This is a genomic window from Flagellimonas rhodophyticola, from assembly GCF_049332665.1.
Lineage (GTDB): Bacteria > Bacteroidota > Bacteroidia > Flavobacteriales > Flavobacteriaceae > Flagellimonas.
Genome location: NZ_CP186326.1, coordinates 1,656,705 through 1,676,388 on the forward strand (window position 1 = coordinate 1,656,705; position 19,684 = coordinate 1,676,388).

Consider the following 19,684-nt stretch of genomic DNA (forward strand, 5'->3'; position numbering starts at 1 on the left):
TGTGTGCCAAGGGCACTGACCAATGAAAAACTGTAGGCAGCTTTTTGTGTTTGCCCAATATTTAAGTTGGGACTTTGGTGCCAAAACTGGTTTGGCAAAATAAAAGGGGAAGCCAAGCCTCCCCTTTAGTTTTTATTTTCTAATACCTAGTTCTTTAATTAACTCACGGTATTTTACAATGTCTTTCTTCTTTAGGTAATCTAATAGACTACGTCTTTTACCTACCAATTTCACCAAAGAACGCTCAGTGTTGTAATCCTTGTGGTTCTTTTTAAGGTGTTGTGTTAAATGGTTGATACGGTGGGTGAACAATGCAACTTGCCCCTCCGTAGAACCAGTGTTGCTCTCAGAGCCGCCGTGTTTCTTAAAGATATCGGCTTTTACTTCTTTTGTTAAATACATTCCAATATTTATTTAAATGATTTTTATGTATTGATTGTCTCTCAATCAGCGTGCAAAGATAACCTCTTTTTTTAGAATGAAAAATTTTAACATGAGATTAAACCTTTTGAATTAAGGTAGGTCATAGTACCACAAACCCTAAAATTTAATCATTATGAAAAAGAATCTTGAACAAATCAATTTTATTAAGATTACTACATTTTTTATGGCAATGCTACTATTAGTGGCAACCTCATGTTCTACGGAAGAGGCATCCACCGAAGAATTGTCCAGCGAAGAGATTATTTCGGCTACTGAATTGAAATATAGTGATGAAACCGAAATGATTTCAGAAGAAGTTACTGCCATTGCCGAAGATGTATATACATCTGATGAAATCTCATTTATTTCCAAAATTCCCCATAAAACTGACTTTCTTCCAGATTGCGTGACCATCACAACGGTCATAACCGACACAACCAAGGAAAAAACTATTGATTTTGGAGAAGGTTGCGAATTACCCAATGGAAATGTTTTAAGCGGAATCATCAATTTAAGTTATGCAAAAGATATGGAAGCAGCTACTAAATCTTTGGCGCTGAGTCTTGACAATTTTACATTCAACGGTGTCGCAATCGAAGGAAGTGCTGACATACTGCGTGTTCGTTCAAATGAAAACGAAAACCCACAATCAACGGCAAACGCATCTTTCAATGCTACTTGGTCCGATGGAGATACAGCTTCTTTTGAAGGAACTCGTACAAGAGAATGGATTGAAGGTTATGGTTCTGGGTTCTGGGGTGATAATGTATTCTTAATTACCGGTAAAAGAACTTATGTGGGTAGAGAAGGTAACGTCTTTGTGAAGGAAGTGATTGAACCTTTGCGCAGGGAAATGGCTTGTAGATTTATTGTAAGCGGAGTTTTGGAGATTTCCCGAAATGATAATACCGCTTCTTTGGATTTTGGTGATGGAACTTGTGACGCCAAAGGAATATTGACCATGCCCGATGGAACGGAAAATGAAATCTTTTTACGTAGATTTTTAAAGTAACGATTTGGAAAGCGTAAAAGAAAAGCCCCAATTATCGGGGCTTTTTTTATGCTCTTAAGGGTTGATTTGTTATCAAATCGATATACTGATTGATTTTCTTTTTTAAATCCCTTCGGTGGGAGATAAAATCCAGGAAACCATTCTCCTTTAAAAATTCTGAAGTTTGAAAACCTTCAGGAAGGTCTTTTCCAACCGTATCCTTTACAACTCTGGGTCCCGCAAAACCAATGAGTGCTCCCGGTTCCGAAATATTAATATCACCGAGCATGGCATAAGACGCAGTTGTTCCACCAGTGGTTGGATCAGTACAGAGTGAAATGTAGGGCACTTTTGCTTCGGCCAACTGAGCCAATTTGGCAGAAGTCTTTGCCAACTGCATGAGGGAAAGCGCTGCCTCCATCATTCGAGCTCCACCGGATTTCGAAATCATCACAAATGGTACTTTCTTCTTTTTGGCATGGTCAATGGCTCGTGAAATTTTTTCACCGACCACGCTTCCCATGGATCCACCGATAAAGCTGAAATCCATACAAGCAATGACCAATTCTTTACCCATCGATTTACCCACTGCCGTGCGAACGGCATCCTTCAATCCGGTTTTTTGCTGAGCGGCTTTTAGTCTTTCCGAATATTTTTTGGTGTCCACAAACTTTAATGGGTCCTTCGCTGATAATTTCTCATCCAATTCCTTGAACTTATTATCATCAAAAAGAATCTCAAAATATTCTTTACTACCAATTCTTACGTGATAATCATCTTCTGGACTCACGTAAAAATTCTTGGCTAAATCCTCAGACTCAACAATTTTTCCGGTGGGAGATTTATACCAGAGACCTTTTGGGGTGTCTTTTTTCTCCTCTGTAGCTGTTTGTATTCCTTTTTCTTTTCTTTTGAACCAAGATGACATGGAATCTATATTAGGTTAAACCGCTGTGCTAGTTTTAAAGTGTGTTCACGTTGTTGAGGTCTTCAAACGCTTGTTTTAGTCTTTCAACAAAAGACTTTTCTCCTTCGCGAAGCCAAACTCGTGGGTCATAGAATTTCTTGTTGGGCTGATCAGCTCCATCAGGATTTCCTATTTGAGCCTGCAAATACCCGGATTTATCTTGAACATAATCCCTAACTCCCGAAAGGAATGCGTATTGCAAATCGGTATCAATGTTCATTTTGATTACACCATATCCGATGGCTTCTCTAATTTCTTCCAATGTAGACCCTGATCCACCATGAAAAACAAAATCAATATGATTGTGCTCTACTCCATACTTTTCAGAAACGAATTCTTGTGAATTCTTCAAGATTTTAGGAGTCAAAGTAACATTTCCAGGTTTATACACGCCATGAACATTTCCAAAGGCAGCTGCAACAGTGAATTTTGGGCTTACTTTTGAAAGTTCTTCATAGGCATAAGCAACTTCTTCCGGTTGAGTATATAGTTTAGAACTGTCTATATCCGTGTTATCTACACCATCTTCTTCACCTCCAGTTACACCAAGCTCAATTTCCAAAGTCATGTCCATTTTGCTCATGCGCTCCAAATACGCTTTGCAGATTTCTATATTTTCTTCAATGGGTTCTTCAGATAAATCGATCATATGTGAACTGAACAATGATTTTCCAGTTGCTGCATAGTGCTCTTCGCTGGCATCCAAAAGCCCATCTACCCATGGCAATAATTTTTTGGCACAATGGTCCGTATGCAATATTACGGTCGCACCATAGGCTTCCGCCAATTGGTGTACATGTTTTGCGCCGGCAACAGCTCCTTGAACTGCTGCTCTTTGGTTTTCGTTTGATAATCCCTTTCCGGCATTGAATTGTGCTCCACCATTGGAGAATTGAACAATTACTGGAGAATTTAAAGCTGCGGCGGTTTCTAAAACCGCATTTATGGTATTGGATCCAATCACATTCACAGCGGGAAGCGCATAGCCATTTTCCTTAGCGTGATTAAAAATTGCTTGAACTTCATCGCCTGTTGCAACGCCCGGTTTAATGTTGTGGGACATACTTAGTTAATTTTGGTTAAATAAGGGAACAAAAGTAATAAAATATTCGGTCTAGAAAGGATAATTTATACCGATATTGAATCCAGCATTCTTAAAGTTATATTGCCTGAACCAGCGTTTGGATGCTTCTTCGGCCGGATTATAGGTTTTGAAACCAATGTCTAATCTAAATACAAAGTAAGTGAAGTCGTACCGCAGGCCAAAACCGGTACCCAACGCTATATCGGACAATGAGTCAAACCCACTGAAAATGGCATCGGGATTATCTTCGTTGTCAAATACATTCCAAATGTTTCCAGCATCAGCAAACAAAGCACCTTTTACATCACCAGCGATGGGAAAACGGTACTCTAAGTTCAATGCAAGTTTTAGGTTGGCTTCATTAAAATCGTTGATGTTATTTGTTTTACCTGGTCCGAGTTCATAGGCATTCCAAGCTCTGTTATCGTTGGACCCTCCTGCAAAGTAACTACGCACAAAAGGTATACTTTCTGAATTGCCATAAGGAATTGCCAGTCCTAAAAAACTTCGAAAAGCCAATACTTTGGAGTCGGCAACTTCCCAATGACGAATAAAATCAAATTCGGTTTTAAAGTATTGGGAGAATGGAACCCCAAAGACCAATAGTTGGTCATTATCGTTTTTGTTATACGGAATAACGCCATCCAAAGCGGAGAGCAAATTACCGGCACTTTCCAATTTCATACGAAATTGATAGAAATCGTTATCATTGATATCAACCTTGCTATTTTTTGAGAAGGAGTAGTTACTTGCAAAAATAAGGTTGTTCTCTGTTAATCGTTGTCTTCGCTCTTCGATACTGTTGACCTCCTCAAGATCTTCTTGACTCACTGGGATTTCATTGTTCAGCACTGCTTGAACAAAGTCATTGGCCCCAGTCGGAACAATCAATACTAAAGGGTCATTGGGGTCGGGATTTGTAGGTGTTTCAAAAAACGCCGAATATTGAGGATCATCCTGAAAGTCATCTGCGATGTCATCCAAATTGCTAAAAGTATTCTGGTAAACGTTATAAAAGTTATCCGGATTTACATTTCGCACAAACTCCACATTCATTAACTCTATCGAGTTGCGAAGACTGTTGGATGGATTCCAATTGTATGAAAGTACGGTATTGAAAGATTGTTTGTCCAAGCCAATATTCTTCTGAAAATTGGTACCCACAAGAAACCTACTCTGCGGTAACATATAATAGGGAATAATCTTTTCCGTATTGAACGGAAGCCAGATTCTTGGAAAGGTAATATTGATGTCACCTCCTATTTCCGAAGTAAATGAACCACTAGCCAAAGATGAGCCACGATCATTAAGCAGACCAACGGAGCCTCTTGCTGAAATGTTAAGAGTTTCGGCACCCCCAAAAACGTTTCTGGTGATCACAGATGCACTAAAAGCCGTACCAACCCGCTGAATATTGGAATGTGTAACGTCAAAATCCAAATTCAATGAAAACTTGGGTCGAGGTGCCAGATAAATGTTTGTGGTCAGTAAAGGATTATCAATCTCCGTAATAAATTCAATATTTGGGTATTTAAAAGTATTCAGGTTTGTAATCTGTCGATACGTCCTTATTCTATCCAAATCTCTATAAATACTATCTTTTTCAAAGAAAATGGCATCAGTTAGTGCCTTGGGTTTGTATTTTAATTTATCGTTATAATATATGGTATAGTTTTCATGGTCTATAGATTTCAGAGAATCGGTGCTACCACCGATAAGGTAATCTGCGTAAATATTGATTTTTTTGAAACGATGAATTTTATAAGTATTGTCGGTCGTACTGCTATCATTTATACTTCTCGGTTTTTGAATGTTGAGTTGAACATCCATCTTCTGGTCATCGGCCACTTTGGTGGTGTCCCTCAGAATGTCATAGTTAATAGAACTTTCTTGGAAATTGTAAAACCCAGAATTTCTGAATAAAGTAGTGAGACGTTCCCGTTCCACCGTAAAATGAGATAAATCGAACTGATCACCGCTTTTTACCAATGATTGATTAAAAGCATCGTTATAAACAGAATCTAACTGAGGTGAAGTAATGTTTTTTTGAAGCGTATCAATATAAAAAGGTTTGTTCAAGGTGATTTGATATTCAACCTCGGCCCTTTTTTTACGTTTTCCCTTTACTATGTTAAAGGTGCCAGAGTTGTTAAAATAGCCTTTGCTGTTATAATAGGCTTTTATCCTATCCACGGATTTTTGGGTCAATGCTGTATCTATGATGACCGGCGCTTCCCCAATTCTCTTTAAGAAATCACTCGCCCCCTTGACAACAAATGATTCTTTTAGACGGTTCACCTGTTTTTGGGATAATAGATTGTTCAAACGCTTTTCGCGCTTTTCTTTTCTATGCAGCCAATCTTGAAACGAGGAATCAGGATTTTCTTTGGCCAGGTTATATAGATTCAATCGGAGTGGATAACCAAGTAGTGTACTGTTCGGTTTTTGGGAAATAAGGCCTTTGATATCACTGCTTGTAATCTTTGAACTATCAGCATAAATGGAGTTTTTGGAGAGAAGAAACTCTCCATCATCCACTTTTTTCAAGGTATTGCATGCCACCATGCTTAACATAAGCAACAATAATCCTATTTTTGCTCTGTTACGCAATAGACCTGAAAGTGCCCTCATAGAAGCCAAAAATACGCGATTTAGATGGTTACCAAAAACCAAATTAAACTAGTTAAGAGCTTACAGCAAAAAAAGTACCGAAGTCAACATAAGTTGTTTGTTGTTGAAGGGAAAAAAGCAGTTTTTGAGCTTATCGATGCAGGTTTGGAACCATTTCAGTTGTTTGTGGACACTAAAATGGATAGTCAGAATTACAATGATTTTGATTTAATACCATCGGCAGACTTGGAAAAAATGAGTAGCCTAAGCACACCCAATGGAGTACTTGGAGTGTTTCATATACCAGATGCGAAGCCCACTGAATCCGGCGATTGGGCAATTGCACTTGATAACGTCCGAGACCCTGGAAATTTGGGGACAATTATTCGATTATGCGATTGGTTTGGAATACATCACCTTATTTGCTCCATGGGAACCGTGGATTGTTATAATCCCAAAGTATTGCAAGCAACCATGGGGTCTGTCGCTCGGGTAAATATTGTATATACCGATTTGGCAAAATATCTGAGGGAAACAGAAAAAACCGTTTATGGTGCTTTTATGGACGGAAATTCGGTTTATAGTGAAGAATTACCAAAAAAAGGGATTTTAGTCATGGGGAACGAAGCCAACGGGATTTCCCAAGAGATTCAGGCTGTAATTGAGCAACGAATTGCTATTCCGCAATTTGGAAAAAGCACAACGGAGAGTTTGAATGTGGCTACGGCAACAGCTATTCTTTTAAATGAAATCCGAAGATGAGGTTAGTTTAACTCTTCGTCCAATATGGTTTTCATCTCTGGGTAGTTTTCATCCGTGTCTTTGAAATGATCCCTTTGCCTTTTCAATTCGGACTTCATTTTTGAAATTATTTCAACGTATTTTGAGTCGTTAATGGCGTTTCGAAGTTCTTTTGGATCCTCTTCAAGATCATAGAATTCCCATGCAGGACGCGTGGTAATGGAATCACTTCCGTACATATTTAGCCCCTGTCCATAAAAAAGGGCGAGTTTATACCTTTTATTGCGAATTCCGAAGTGAGCCGGTCTATCCGGTGAGTGTAGCCAGTACCGATAATACATTTGCTCCCGCCAATCTTCGGCAGTATTTCCCTTTAGGTTTTCTCGAAAACTTTTACCTTGAATGTAATCTTGGGACGGTAATCCTGCATAGTCTGCCAACAGCGCGGCAAAATCAATATTTAAAATGATATCATCCAATCTTTTACCTTTCATTGTTTCTTTTGGATATCTAATTACGAATGGCATGCGCAAACTTTCCTCATAGATCAATCGTTTGTCGAAAAAACCATGTTCCCCTAAAAAGTATCCTTGGTCTGCTGTATAAATTACGATGGTGTTGTCCGCAATGCCTTCTTCATCTAGATAGTCCAGTAATTTACCAATGTTGTCATCAATAGCGGCACCGCAGCGTATAAAATCCTTGGCCAACTTTTGAAATATCATACTTCGTTTTTGAATGCTGTCCAATCCATCAAGTGGGTAGGGGAGTCCTGGATAAGAAGTCCAGAATTTATCCGGATTTTTCGTTGCGTTATCCCATCGTGCACCTAGTTTTTCCAATTTTTGCCCCTTAAAACTCCTTCCTGTAGTTTCCTTGCCAAAATCATAAAGAGATGCTGGTTCGGGAAGTTTTACATTGTTGAGGTAGTCGTTATATCGTTCTGGATATTCAAAAGGTTCGTGGGTCGCCTTAAAACTGCAGACCATCATAAAAGGCCGGTCTTGCTGTCTTTTTTTCAAATGTTCGATGGTCAAATCAGTAATCACATCCGTCGAGAAACCTTGATGAACAATTCCTTCTCCTTCTTTGATATATCCATCTTGCCAGTCCTCTTTAACTTTAAAAACAGGATCCCAATACCTGCCCTGGCCTGGAAGTATCTTAAAATAATCAAAACCCTCTGGTTGTTTATCTAAATGCCATTTTCCAATGATTGCGGTCTGATAGCCCGATGACCCTAGGGATTTGGCAATGTTGGGGTGCCCTTCGGGCAAGGATTCTCGCAGCGTATATACTTGATTCAGGTGACTATATTGCCCAGTTAATATTGCCGCACGACTTGGACTGCAAATAGAATTCGTGCAGAAGGCGTTATCCAAAACCACCCCTTCATTTGCTAATCGTTGAATGTTCTGATTTTTTACATAATCTTTGAAATGTCCACCATAAATACCCCAGGACTGAGATGTGTGATCATCTGACAGAATGAATAAAATATTCGGGCGCTCTTCTTCTTGGGGTTGACATCCAACTATAAGGAGAAACAAGGAAATCAGTAAATACCGCATACACAAGTTTTTATGAAAATAGGAAACCTATTTTATTTAAAAAACTGAATCGACAAACGACATTTCTTAAACCCTAAACGATAGGGAAAGGCGAAGTTAGGTGGTTACTCGAAAGTGAAATTGATAAAAAAGCCCCGGGTACGCATGGCATCGATATTTCCCGTCCATGGACTGTTTGGGTCATTATCTGGAATAATTTCGTCCGTAAGGGCAAAAACCCCACGAATGGAAGGAGAAAACTTGAAATACTCAGTATAGATGTCGATTCCGAAGCCAATTTCATAACCATATACATTTTGCTTCATTCGGAATTCGCCACTACTATTATCATCTAAACTATCTTCTTTACTACCAAGGTTTGTTGCTGCGTAAACTCCTCCGGTTACGTAAGGTTTCCAGTTACCAAATCTTTTGGCGCTGACCTTTAGCAATAATGGGAATCGAATGTATGTGGATTTAACCTCTCTTAATGCATCTGCTTCAGAAGTGAACCCTGGAAAACCCAAAGTTCTGGCAGTGTAAAGCAAACCTGGTTCAAATCGGGCGTCTAAAAATTCGTTTAGACGCAGTTCTCCAATGAGCCCCACATTAAACCCCGTGCTTTTATTGACGAGAATATCCTCGCCAATATCATTTTGATATTCAAATTGAAAATCATATTGGTTGAATCCCAAGTAATAACCCCAGTTCAAAAGCTTTTGGTCCTCAGTTTGAAGATTGAGTATAGGGTCTTTTTTAAATTGGGCTAAGGAATTTGGACATGCCAGGATTAGCAAGCCAAAAAGAAGAAGGACATTTTTCATCAAATTATTTTGTAGCGACATATATAGATGCCACCCCAAATGTCTGGGGTTTGTTCTCTATACCTATAAACCCAATTTTATCCAAAATATTGTTGAATGCCTGTCCATGTGGAAAAACAGAAGCGGATTCGCTCAAATAAGCATATGCTGAACGGTCTTTAGAGAAAATTTTACCAATTACGGGGAGTATATACTTCGTGTATATTCTGTACCCTTGTTTGAAAGGTGTCTTTGTTGGTACTGAAGTTTCTAGCACCACAAAATTTCCACCTGGTTTGAGCACCCTGAATATTTCGCTTAGACCTTTTTCTAGATTTTCAAAATTACGCACCCCAAATGCAACAGTTATTGCATCAAAGGTATTATCCAAAAATGGAAGGTTTTCACTATCACCAACCACCATTTCAATAGTATTTTCAAGGTTTTTGGCAGAAATCTTGGTTTTTCCGACGTCAAGCATACCTTGAGAGATGTCCAATCCTACAATTCTTTCAGCACCGGTGGCCGTCATGGCTATCGCCAGATCACCAGTTCCGGTGGCAATATCCAGAATGTTTTTTGGAGTTTTTTTGGTCAGTATAGATACTACCTTTCTTCTCCATTTTAAATCAATGCCAAATGATATAACCCTGTTCAATCCATCATAATCCTCAGAAATAGTATCGAACATTTGCCGTACCTGTTCCTTTTTTCCAAGGTCAGAATCCTTATATGGTTTTACTTTTTTTGACATCTGCTAAATTTGCTGGCAAATATACAACTTAGGTATATGGAAGGGGTACAAAAATAATTATGTAATTTTGCCGTGCAATCATGGAAAGCTTTTCCGTATTATGTTAGGTATTTGTCTTTTGGACCGCGGCTATTATTCTTTTTCGCCGTTTGTAACACACAATTTGAACTTTTGGAGAACATCTTATTCTAATCAATGAAAATTATAATTGCGGGAGCAGGTGAGGTAGGCTTTCATTTGGCAAAATTATTGTCGTATGAAGCACAGGATATTACATTGATCGATACGGATAAGGAAAGTCTGTCCTATGCTGATAACCATTTAGATATTCGAGTGCTTCGAGGTGATGCCACTTCTATAGAAGTGCTGCGCGACGCACGCGTTGAGAGCTCTGAATTGGTCATTGGGGTTACGGCCTCAGAAACTACAAATCTCACGCTTTGTATGTTGGCCAAGCAGTTGGGGTGCAAAAGAACCATTGCCCGGATTTCCAACACGGAGTTCATGGACAATCGCGAAATGATCAAGTTTGATGAACTCGGGATTGATGAATTGATTTCTCCGGAAGAATTGGCTGCGACTGAAATACAATTGTTATTAAACCAATCCGCATTTAACGACACTTACGAATTTGAGGAAGGTTTGCTTACAATGATTGGGGTTTTCTTGCCAAAATCGGCTCCTTTCGTTGGTAAAATGGTCAAAGAAGCGGCCAAAATATTCCCAGAACTTCACTTTATGCCTATTGCCTTGCAGCGTATGGGAACCCAATTTACACTGATTCCCAGAGGTGACACGGTATTTAAAGAGGGGGATCAAGTGTATTTTATTACCTCTGCTGGCGGTGTGGATGAGCTTTACAAGCTAACGGGCATGCAGAAAAAGGAAATCAAGAATGTTATGATTCTTGGTGGCAGTAAAGTTGGTTTCAATACCGCACGCGATCTTTGTAATAAGAAATTCAATGTCAAACTGATTGAAAAGGACAAGGAAAAAGCCTTTGATATAGCTGATGATCTTCCGCATGCACTGGTTATCAATGGGGATGGTAGAAATGTAGAATTGTTGGATGAAGAGAGTTTGGAGTCCATGGATGCTTTTATAGCGGTGACCGGAAACTCAGAGACAAATATTATGTCCTGTTTGGTGGCCAAATCAAAAAAGATAAAGAAGACTATTGCTTTGGTCGAAAATATGGATTACTTCCAGTTGTCCCATTCGATTGGAGTGGATACCCTGATCAATAAAAAACTTCTTGCGGCAAACAATATCTTTAGATATATACGAAGGGGAGAAGTACTGGCTTTGACACGTTTGAACAATCTAAACGCCGAGATACTGGAATTTGAGGTAAAAGCTACCTCACTTGTAAATGGAGAGATAATCCGTGAGCTTAATTTTCCACGAGAGGCCAGTATTGGAGGTGTGATTAGGGATGGAAAGGGAATAATTGCTCTTGGGGATTTCAAAATTCAAGAAGGTGACCGAGTAGTGGTCTGCTGTTTGCCCAAGGCAATTCCTAGGATAGAAAAGCTGTTCTTGTAATGGGACTTAATACCCGAATCATTATTCATATTATGGGGCTATTGCTGCTATGCAATGGTTCTTTTATGCTTGTGGCTGCCTTTGTAAGTGGCATTTATGATGATGGAGCCACCTTGGATATTACCCTTGCAGCCATAGTTACTATGCTTTTTGGTATCATGGCCATGTTTGGTACTCGAGGTCATAAAAAGGAGGTAAAACGAAAGGAAGGTTACATTGTGGTGACTTTTGGGTGGATTATTATGTCCATTTCTGGGACACTTCCATATCTTTTTTCTGGAGCCATTCCAACTGTAACTGATGCGTTTTTTGAAACCATTTCGGGTTATACCACCACGGGCGCCTCAATTTTAGATGATATAGAAATTTTACCAAAGGGAATCCTCTTCTGGCGAAGCTTGACCCATTGGATTGGTGGGATGGGTATTATTGTACTTGCAATAGCTATTCTTCCACTTTTAGGGATTGGAGGAATGCAATTATTTGCTGCTGAAGCTCCTGGCCCAGCCGGGGATAAATTACATCCTAGAATTACAGACACTGCCAAACGGTTATGGTTGATTTACTTTGGGTACACCGTTGCTGAAACCATTCTGTTGAAACTAGCCGGAATGTCTCTTTTTGATGCTATGAATCATTCTTTGGCAACTCTATCCACGGGTGGATTTTCTACCAAAAATGCAAGTCTTGCTTATTGGAACAACCAACCGCTAATCCAATACATTACTATTCTTTTTATGTTTTTGGCCGGAAGTAACTTTGTGTTGAGCTACTTCGCCTTTACTGGGAAGGTGCAACGAATTATAAAGGACGAGGAGTTTAAATATTACGCAAGTTTTATAGTCATTTTTACCGTTACTGCTGCTTTGGTCGTTTATTATAAGGCCAATGTTCCTATATCAGATTTTCATCCCATGGTTTTTGGGGAAACAGAAAGTGCCTTTAGGCATGCTCTCTTCCAAGTGGTGGCCATTGTAACCACCACGGGGTTCGTCACAGCAGATTTTACCAGTTGGACACCTTTTTTGACGATTTTCTTTTTCGGGTTGATGTTTTTAGGAGGGTCTGCGGGTTCCACGGCAGGAGGAATAAAAGTAATGAGACACTTGCTCATTATAAAAAATGGACTGCTGGAGTTTAAACGAACATTACATACCAATGCCATTATTCCTGTGCGATACAATAACAAAACGGTTACCGAACATATCGTGTACAATATTATAGCCTTTTTTGTGCTTTACATGTTGTTGTTTATTATAGGATCGTTGGTTTTGGGTCTTTTAGGCCTTGATTTTGTATCTGCAATTGGAGGTTCAGCTTCCTCACTAGGTAATGTTGGACCGGCTTTAGGAAGTCTCAATCCGGTTAGTAACTACAATAGCCTACCAAATGCTGGCAAGTGGTGGTGCGGTTTCTTAATGCTTTTAGGAAGGCTGGAACTGTTCACCGTCTTGATTATTCTTACCCCGTATTTCTGGAAAAAAACATAGTAAAACAAATTGAGAATGAGATACATAGTTTTGATAGGATTATTCGCTTTAAGTATTGTTTCAATAAATGCTCAAAACACTGAGACTTTTCCAATTCATTTAATAGATAATTCGATAATTGCTAAGAGAGGGTTAGAAGAAAAGGTTGAAATGCTTCAAAATAATTGTGACTGGAGTAATAAAATTGGCAAGAAAATAGATTTGTTTTGGCTTCAAACCACTGAGGGAAATTTCTTTGGAAAAGTGTATGAGTATTTTTTTGACTGCGATAACCTTAGGTTAATATATTGGTACGATAACCCAGGATGTACAGGTTTACCTGTCGATTTTATGATTGAAGACTTGGAAACTGACTCTAAGTTTGTTTCGTCAGTAAAAAAGCACTTAAAGAATAAAAAGAAATATCGGCAATACCTGAATAAGGAATAGAGCAAGATGTTTTTCTAGGAAAAGACGTAGCTTAACTTCCGTTTAAAGCTCAACAATCATGATGATAAAAAACACCCTGTTTCTACTTATGGGAATTGCCCTATGTTGTATAGGTTGTTCCGTTTCTGAAGAAGATGAAAAAGCAGAAATACTTCAACTGCTGAAGAATCAAGAAACTGCTTGGTCCAACCATGATTTGGAAGGATTCATGCAAACCTATTGGAAAAACGATTCCCTTCAATTTTATGGAGCAAAAGGGCTTACATTGGGTTGGGACAAAACCCTTTCAAATTATCAAGAAAGATACCCTTCAAAAGATGAAACCGGAACGCTAAAACTGACTGTCGACGCTATCACCAAGATTGAATCGAATTCGTATTATGTGATGGGACAATATCACCTCACTCGAAAAGCGGGAGACGCAAATGGCGTATTTGTCATTGTATTGCGAAGAATCAATGGTGATTGGAAAATAGTAGCTGATATGTCATGCTAAATAAAAAAGGGAGCCTTTTGGCTCCCTTTTTTCAGAATGTAAGTCTTTTTAAGATACTGCTGAAGCAATTCTAGCAATAGCCTCTATAATTTCTTCTGTACTGGCAGCATAGGAAATACGGATACTGTTTCCATTTCCAAAAGCATCGCCAGTAACTGTGGCAACATTAGCTTCTTCCAATAAATACATGGCAAGGTCGGAAGCATTATTGATTTGTCTACCATTTAGGTTTTTTCCGAAAAAGGAGCTGATGTCCGGATATACATAAAAAGCCCCTTGTGGCTCGTTACATTTGAAACCTGGAATATTATTAAGCAATTCCAAGATAAGCTTTCTACGGTTCTTGAACTCATCTATCATGTATTGCACACGACTGGGTGATTCCAGAAGGGCTGTGATTACTGCGCGCTGTGCAATACAATTGGCGCCACTTGTTACCTGTCCCTGTAATTTGTTACAAGCTCTTGCAATATAAGTGGGAGCTCCTATGTAACCTATTCTCCAGCCTGTCATGGCAAAAGCTTTAGCGACTCCGTTTACCGTAACAGTGCGGTCGTACATATCTTCAAAAGACGCCATGGAAGCATGGGCAGTCACACCATAATTGATGTGTTCATAAATTTCATCACTCACCACAATGATTTGTGGGTGTTTTTGAAGAACATCGGCCAATGCCCGAAGTTCTTCCTTACTGTAGATAGACCCACTTGGGTTACAGGGGGAGCTGTACCAAAGCATTTTGGTCTTTGGAGTGATGGCAGCTTCCAACTGCTCTGGGGTCATTTTAAAATCATTTTCAATGGTAGTAGCCACTTCAACTGGAACCCCATCGGTAAGTTTTACAATATCACTATAACTAACCCAGTAAGGACAAGGTAAAATTACTTCATCACCTTTGTTCAAACAGGCCTGGGCAACATTATACAAAGCTTGTTTCGCTCCTGTTGAAACCACAATCTGTGAACGATCGTAGTCGATTCCATTGTCACGCTTAAATTTGGTGATCACGGCATCCTTAAGCTCTACATATCCATCTACGGGTGTATATGAATTATAGCCATCGTTAATCGCTTGTACCGCAGCCTCCCTAATGTAATCTGGGGTTTTAAAATCGGGTTCACCTAAACTAAGACCAATGATATCTTTTCCCTCGGCTCTTAGTTCGCGGGCTTTTGCAGCCATTTCAAGAGTGGCGGAAGGGACTAAACTATTAATCCTATCCGAAAGTTGGTTGCTCATAAATCCAATTATTTTACTGGTATTGAAGAGCAGGGTTTTTACCGAGCTCTCTCAAATGTTTGAAGTGCGAAATTATTGCTTTTCTGGTAGTTTTATATTCGTTATAGGGCAAATTAAATTCCCTTGCAGTCTGTTTCACAATTTTGGAGATTTTTGTGTAATGAACATGACTGATATTCGGAAAAATATGGTGTTCAACCTGGTGATTTAATCCTCCGGTAAACCAGTTAACAATACGGTTTTTTGTTCCGAAGTTAACTGTTGTCGCCAATTGATGTATGGCCCAGGTATTTTTCATTGTTCCGCTTTCATCCGGAAGTGGAGTTTCGGCATCATCAACAATATGTGCCAACTGAAATACTACACTTAAAATTACTCCCGCAACATAGTGCATGATAAAAAAGCCTAAAAGTACTTGCCACCATGCAATTTCGACAAAGATTAACGGCAGTACAATCCAAATGGTGATATAAAGAAGTTTGGTAATTACCAAGGTACTCCAGTTGATAACCGGGTTAGGTAGTTTACCATAAGATAATTTCCTTTTCATGTAGCGATACATCTGTTGGAAATCCGTGGTAATCGCCCAATTAAAAGTTAACAAACCATATAGGAATATGGAATAGTAGTGTTGAAATTTATGATGCTTTTGCCATTCAGCATGTTTTGAAAAACGAAGAATTCTTCCCGCTTCCATATCTTCATCATGCTCATGGATATTGGTGTATGTATGGTGCAATACGTTATGTTGCACTTGCCAGTTGTAAACGTTCCCGGCAAGGATGTATATACTGCTTCCCATTAACTTATTAACCCATTTTTTGTTGGAGTAAGAACCGTGGTTTCCATCATGCATTACATTCATTCCTACGCCAGCCATACCAACTCCCATGGTGATCGACAATAAAATATACCCCCAAAACGGTAGATTTAGTGTCAACATCAAAAAATAAGGGGTTAGAAATATGGCGAACATTACCACCGTCTTAAGGTGAAGCTTCCAATTACCGGTCTTTTTTATTTGATTTTCATTAAAGTACTGGTTAACCCTTTTATTTAATGTTTTAAAGAACTGCGCTGAGTCTTTTCTTGAGAACCGGATAATCTCCTTTTCCATAAAAAAAATTTTTCCAAAGGTAACCAAATTGAACACTCAAATAGGTCACCTTTATATAAAAACGATGTTAAGATGTCAAAAGTATTAATTTTGCCCAAATTAACAGATTGCCTATGGATGCCAACCTGATTTTCAAATATTTTACGAAGCTCACCGATCTTCAGAAACAACATTTTGAATGTTTAGATGCCTTGTATCAAGATTGGAACAAGAAAATTAACGTGGTGTCTAGAAAGGACATTGATGAATTATACCTTCGTCATGTATTGCATTCTTTGGGGATTGCCAAAATTCAGGCGTTTAATCAAGGGTCGGAAATATTGGATGTGGGAACCGGAGGTGGGTTTCCAGGGATTCCTTTGGCTATTTTATATCCTGAAGTTCAGTTTACACTTGTTGACGCTATTGGAAAAAAAATCAAGGTGGTACAGGAAGTAATAGAAGGTCTTGGCCTAGATAATGTTAAAGCGTATCATTCTAGGGTTGAGGATTTGGATGGTAGTTATGATTTTATTGTAAGCCGTGCCGTAGCGGCTATGCCGACTTTTGTGCATTGGACCAAGGGTAAAATCAAGAAGGATTCCCAACATGAGCGAAAAAATGGAATTCTATATTTAAAAGGAGGGGATTTGACCGAAGAACTAAAGGATTATAAAACAAGTCAAGTCTTTGATTTAAAAGCGCATTTTTCCGAGGATTTTTTCGAGACCAAAAAAGTGGTGTACCTACCCCAAAAGTTTAAAGGTTGAATTAGATTAGCAATCAAAAAAAAGCCCCTTAAAAGGGGCATAAGTCTTACTGAGCGGCACTCCACGGGGGTACAACTCCGTTGGAACGTGCGTAAGCAATTAATTGTCCTTTGTGCTCACCATTGTGTTCCATAATAATGAGAAGTCCGGAAAGGCGATTGAATTTTCCAAAACCATAGTCAACCTCCTCACCAAATTTTTCTGTTTCCACCATGTCCATTTTTTCCAAAACGAAGGCATTGGACTGTTTTATGGCTGCAATGATATTTTCCTTTCCTGTTATTTTGCCCAATCCCATTACGTCAACATCTTCTGGTGGTGCAAATCCAAGCTTGGATGCAATGTAGTAGTTTGCTCCTGCAACGTGAAGCAGTGCTTCTCCTACTGAGTTCACACCTTCCATAGGCCTCCATCCATATTGTTCTTCAGAAAAAGCTTCTGCCAATTGAATTATCTGTCCTTGGTTGAAAGCAAGCATGTTTTTAATGGAGGTTTGTACAGTATTGTCATTTTGCTGGGCAAACGTCAGCATTGACACCGCACTGAGAACCAATGTGGTTAATTTTTTCATTTTGAAACGATTAGTTTTAAATTTCTTTAGTTGTCCAATTCTCTCAAAGGTATTGATTTTAAATATAAAGATGGAGGGGGTTGGATAGGCAGTCCTTGAAGTTGGAGGGAGGTTTTTTTGTAAGTTGAAAAAGAGAAAATTTACCAGAGGAGTATTGAGATGCCTTCTATGTTATCCACATTCTATAATAGACCCTTCTGCATTTTCGTGAATAACATTTGGCATATTCCCACATATGGTCAAACTTTTCACTAATCGATTTTTGCCAAAATTGCATCTGATTTTTCATGATGTGGAGTTAAGTTAAAATGTATGTTACTATTAATTTACATTTAATTAACGTTAAATTTACAAATAAATTATAAACATCATGGTTTATTTGTCTATTGGACAAAAAAAAACCGCACTCCTATAGGTTGGAATGCGGTTGTAACTATTTTTAGTTGAGATATTTACCCTAAAAACGGATACCTGTAATCTTCTGGGGTAACAAAAGTTTCCTTGATCAATCTTGGAGAAACCCAACGTAATAAGTTTTGGGCAGAACCAGCTTTGTCATTGGTTCCTGAGGCTCTGGCCCCACCAAAAGGTTGTTGACCTACCACAGCCCCTGTTGGTTTATCATTGATATAGAAATTACCTGCGCAATTTTGTAATGCTTTTGTAGCTTCGTCAATCGCGTATCTATCTGTAGCTAGAACGGCTCCGGTCAATGCATATTCAGATGTGCCATCTACTAATTCCAAAGTTTTGCCCCAATCTTTGTCATCATATACATAAATAGTAACAACGGGTCCAAAAAGTTCAGTGCACATAGTGGTGTATTTTGGATCTTTGGTCAAAATAACTGTGGGCTCCACAAAATAACCGACCGATTTGTCATATCCCCCACCTGCAATAATTTCGGCATTGTCATCGGCTTTTGCCTGATCTATGTACTTGGCCAATTTATCAAACGAACCTTCATGGATAACTGCTGTTATGAAGTTGCTCATATCCGCAGGTGACCCTGGTTTATTTAATGATTCAATATCTGTCTTGACCAAGTCAAGAATTTCGCTGGCAGTTGACTTGGGTAGGTATACCCTGGAAGCCGCACTACATTTTTGCCCCTGGAATTCAAAGGCACCTCTAACAATAGCCGTAGCTGCCTGAGCTGGCTTTGCTGAAGGATGCGCTACAATGAAATCTTTTCCTCCTGTTTCACCCACAATTCTAGGGTATGTTTTATAATCGTGGATGTTATTCCCGATTTGTTTCCATAGTTCCTTGAAAACAAAAGTGGACCCTGTAAAGTGAAGTCCTGAAAAGTCAGAATGGGATAAAACCGTATTTGTAATCATAATCGGGTCTCCAAAGACCACATTGATCACGCCATCAGGAAGACCAGCTTCCTTGAAGACATCTATAATCACTTTAGCAGAAAATACCTGACTATCGCTAGGTTTCCAAACTACAACGTTCCCCATCATGGCAGCACTAGCAGGAAGGTTTCCGGCAATGGCTGTAAAGTTAAATGGGGTAATGGCATATACAAAACCTTCCAATGGTCTATATTCTACACGATTCCAAATACCTTCGGCAGATTCTGGCTGTTCTGTATAGATTTGGGACATGTATTCCACATTGAACCTTAGAAAATCTATAAACTCACATGCAGCATCAATTTCTGCTTGGTGAATGGTTTTGGATTGTGCCATCATGGTGGCAGCGTTTATTTTTGCTCGGTAAGGACCTGCGATGAGCTCTGCTGCTTTTAAGAAAATCGCGGCACGTTGTTCCCAAGTTAAATTGGCCCAAGACTCCCTTGCTTCCAATGCATTGGAAATGGCTTGGTCCACATGTTTCTTTTCGGCAAGATGATATTCGCCTACAACATGAGCATGTTCATGTGGCGGAGACATAGGTCTGGTGTTTCCCGTCTTTATTTCCTCTGCTCCGATATAAAGCGGAACTTCCACTTTTCCATTGTAATATGCGTCGTATTGCTTAAGCACTTCCTCGCGTTCAGGAGTGCCTGGAGCATAACTTTTTATTGGTTCGTTATAAGCAGTTGGAACTTGAAAAAAACCTTTTCCCATTATGATGGATTTTAGATGTTAAAAATTCCAACAAAGATATGAAA

18 protein-coding genes are annotated in these 19,684 nt (G+C 39.1%); 7 read left to right on the forward strand and 11 right to left on the reverse strand.

The genetic code is table 11. The features are described 5' to 3' along the window. Nucleotides 1-132: 132 nt before the first annotated feature. Nucleotides 133-402, reverse strand: coding sequence for a 30S ribosomal protein S15 (rpsO, locus tag ACOKFG_RS07430; protein ID WP_298794484.1), 270 nt, complete (start codon nucleotides 400-402; stop codon nucleotides 133-135). A gap of 154 nt (nucleotides 403-556) precedes the next feature. On the opposite strand from rpsO, the gene ACOKFG_RS07435 reads away from it, so the two are divergent. Further along, entirely contained in the window at nucleotides 557-1,435 is an 879-nt protein-coding gene (locus ACOKFG_RS07435; RefSeq protein WP_298794486.1) for a hypothetical protein, read from the forward strand. A gap of 46 nt (nucleotides 1,436-1,481) precedes the next feature. On the opposite strand, the gene accD is transcribed toward ACOKFG_RS07435, so the two are convergent. Genes accD through ACOKFG_RS07450 form a run of 3 tightly spaced genes read right to left on the reverse strand, consistent with a single transcriptional unit; the run spans nucleotide 1,482 to nucleotide 6,096 of the window. Next, on the reverse strand, nucleotides 1,482-2,342 hold the full coding sequence (gene accD, locus ACOKFG_RS07440; protein ID WP_298794488.1) for an acetyl-CoA carboxylase, carboxyltransferase subunit beta: 861 nt from the start codon (nucleotides 2,340-2,342) through the stop codon (nucleotides 1,482-1,484). A 34-nt stretch (nucleotides 2,343-2,376) separates the two neighbouring features. Further along, nucleotides 2,377-3,444, reverse strand: coding sequence for a class II fructose-bisphosphate aldolase (gene fbaA / locus ACOKFG_RS07445; protein ID WP_422862123.1), 1,068 nt, complete (start codon nucleotides 3,442-3,444; stop codon nucleotides 2,377-2,379). 51 nt (nucleotides 3,445-3,495) lie between these two features. Next, nucleotides 3,496-6,096 carry a BamA/TamA family outer membrane protein gene (locus tag ACOKFG_RS07450; RefSeq protein ID WP_299488507.1) on the reverse strand — a complete coding sequence of 867 codons (2,601 nt, stop codon included), beginning with the start codon at nucleotides 6,094-6,096 and terminating at the stop codon, nucleotides 3,496-3,498. Nucleotides 6,097-6,120: 24 nt separating this feature from the next. On the opposite strand from ACOKFG_RS07450, the gene ACOKFG_RS07455 reads away from it, so the two are divergent. Continuing rightward, nucleotides 6,121-6,837, forward strand: coding sequence for an RNA methyltransferase (locus ACOKFG_RS07455; protein ID WP_299488221.1), 717 nt, complete (start codon nucleotides 6,121-6,123; stop codon nucleotides 6,835-6,837). Nucleotides 6,838-6,839: 2 nt separating this feature from the next. Here ACOKFG_RS07455 and ACOKFG_RS07460 read toward each other — a convergent pair whose 3' ends face one another. The 3 genes from ACOKFG_RS07460 to ubiE all read right to left on the reverse strand — a co-directional run bounded on the left by ACOKFG_RS07460 (nucleotide 6,840) and on the right by ubiE (nucleotide 9,923). Then, nucleotides 6,840-8,387, reverse strand: coding sequence for a sulfatase family protein (locus tag ACOKFG_RS07460; protein ID WP_299488219.1), 1,548 nt, complete (start codon nucleotides 8,385-8,387; stop codon nucleotides 6,840-6,842). A 104-nt stretch (nucleotides 8,388-8,491) separates the two neighbouring features. Continuing rightward, nucleotides 8,492-9,190, reverse strand: coding sequence for a porin family protein (locus ACOKFG_RS07465; RefSeq protein ID WP_298794496.1), 699 nt, complete (start codon nucleotides 9,188-9,190; stop codon nucleotides 8,492-8,494). Nucleotides 9,191-9,194: 4 nt separating this feature from the next. Further along, entirely contained in the window at nucleotides 9,195-9,923 is a 729-nt protein-coding gene (ubiE, locus tag ACOKFG_RS07470) for a bifunctional demethylmenaquinone methyltransferase/2-methoxy-6-polyprenyl-1,4-benzoquinol methylase UbiE (RefSeq protein ID WP_299175393.1), read from the reverse strand. A 195-nt stretch (nucleotides 9,924-10,118) separates the two neighbouring features. Here ubiE and trkA point away from each other — a divergent pair, with 195 nt between their 5' ends. The 4 genes from trkA to ACOKFG_RS07490 are packed head-to-tail and all read left to right on the forward strand — an operon-like array spanning nucleotide 10,119 to nucleotide 13,883. Then, a complete protein-coding gene (trkA, locus tag ACOKFG_RS07475) occupies nucleotides 10,119-11,468 on the forward strand; it encodes a Trk system potassium transporter TrkA (protein WP_298794501.1) in 1,350 nt (449 codons plus the stop codon). Continuing rightward, nucleotides 11,468-12,958 (forward strand): potassium transporter TrkG, encoded by a 1,491-nt coding sequence (locus ACOKFG_RS07480; RefSeq protein ID WP_298794503.1) that lies wholly within the window; start codon nucleotides 11,468-11,470, stop codon nucleotides 12,956-12,958. Before trkA ends, ACOKFG_RS07480 begins: the two co-directional genes overlap by 1 nt. Nucleotides 12,959-12,973: 15 nt before the next feature. Next, a complete protein-coding gene (locus tag ACOKFG_RS07485; RefSeq protein WP_298794505.1) occupies nucleotides 12,974-13,387 on the forward strand; it encodes a hypothetical protein in 414 nt (137 codons plus the stop codon). 58 nt (nucleotides 13,388-13,445) lie between these two features. After that, nucleotides 13,446-13,883 (forward strand): DUF4440 domain-containing protein, encoded by a 438-nt coding sequence (locus tag ACOKFG_RS07490; protein ID WP_298794507.1) that lies wholly within the window; start codon nucleotides 13,446-13,448, stop codon nucleotides 13,881-13,883. A gap of 48 nt (nucleotides 13,884-13,931) precedes the next feature. Here ACOKFG_RS07490 and ACOKFG_RS07495 read toward each other — a convergent pair whose 3' ends face one another. Both ACOKFG_RS07495 and ACOKFG_RS07500 read right to left on the reverse strand, forming a co-directional pair. Further along, nucleotides 13,932-15,122: a pyridoxal phosphate-dependent aminotransferase gene (locus ACOKFG_RS07495; RefSeq protein WP_299488214.1), complete on the reverse strand. Its 1,191-nt coding sequence runs from the start codon at nucleotides 15,120-15,122 to the stop codon at nucleotides 13,932-13,934. 13 nt (nucleotides 15,123-15,135) lie between these two features. Continuing rightward, entirely contained in the window at nucleotides 15,136-16,239 is a 1,104-nt protein-coding gene (locus ACOKFG_RS07500) for an acyl-CoA desaturase (RefSeq protein WP_298794511.1), read from the reverse strand. 113 nt (nucleotides 16,240-16,352) lie between these two features. Here ACOKFG_RS07500 and rsmG point away from each other — a divergent pair, with 113 nt between their 5' ends. Continuing rightward, nucleotides 16,353-16,988 (forward strand): 16S rRNA (guanine(527)-N(7))-methyltransferase RsmG, encoded by a 636-nt coding sequence (rsmG, locus tag ACOKFG_RS07505; RefSeq protein WP_299488212.1) that lies wholly within the window; start codon nucleotides 16,353-16,355, stop codon nucleotides 16,986-16,988. Between the two features lie 46 nt (nucleotides 16,989-17,034). Here the strand turns inward: rsmG and ACOKFG_RS07510 are convergent, their stop codons facing one another. After that, entirely contained in the window at nucleotides 17,035-17,559 is a 525-nt protein-coding gene (locus ACOKFG_RS07510; protein ID WP_299488210.1) for a DinB family protein, read from the reverse strand. A 452-nt stretch (nucleotides 17,560-18,011) separates the two neighbouring features. Beyond that, on the reverse strand, nucleotides 18,012-19,640 hold the full coding sequence (pruA, locus tag ACOKFG_RS07515) for an L-glutamate gamma-semialdehyde dehydrogenase (protein WP_422862124.1): 1,629 nt from the start codon (nucleotides 19,638-19,640) through the stop codon (nucleotides 18,012-18,014). Nucleotides 19,641-19,684: the final 44 nt, after the last annotated feature.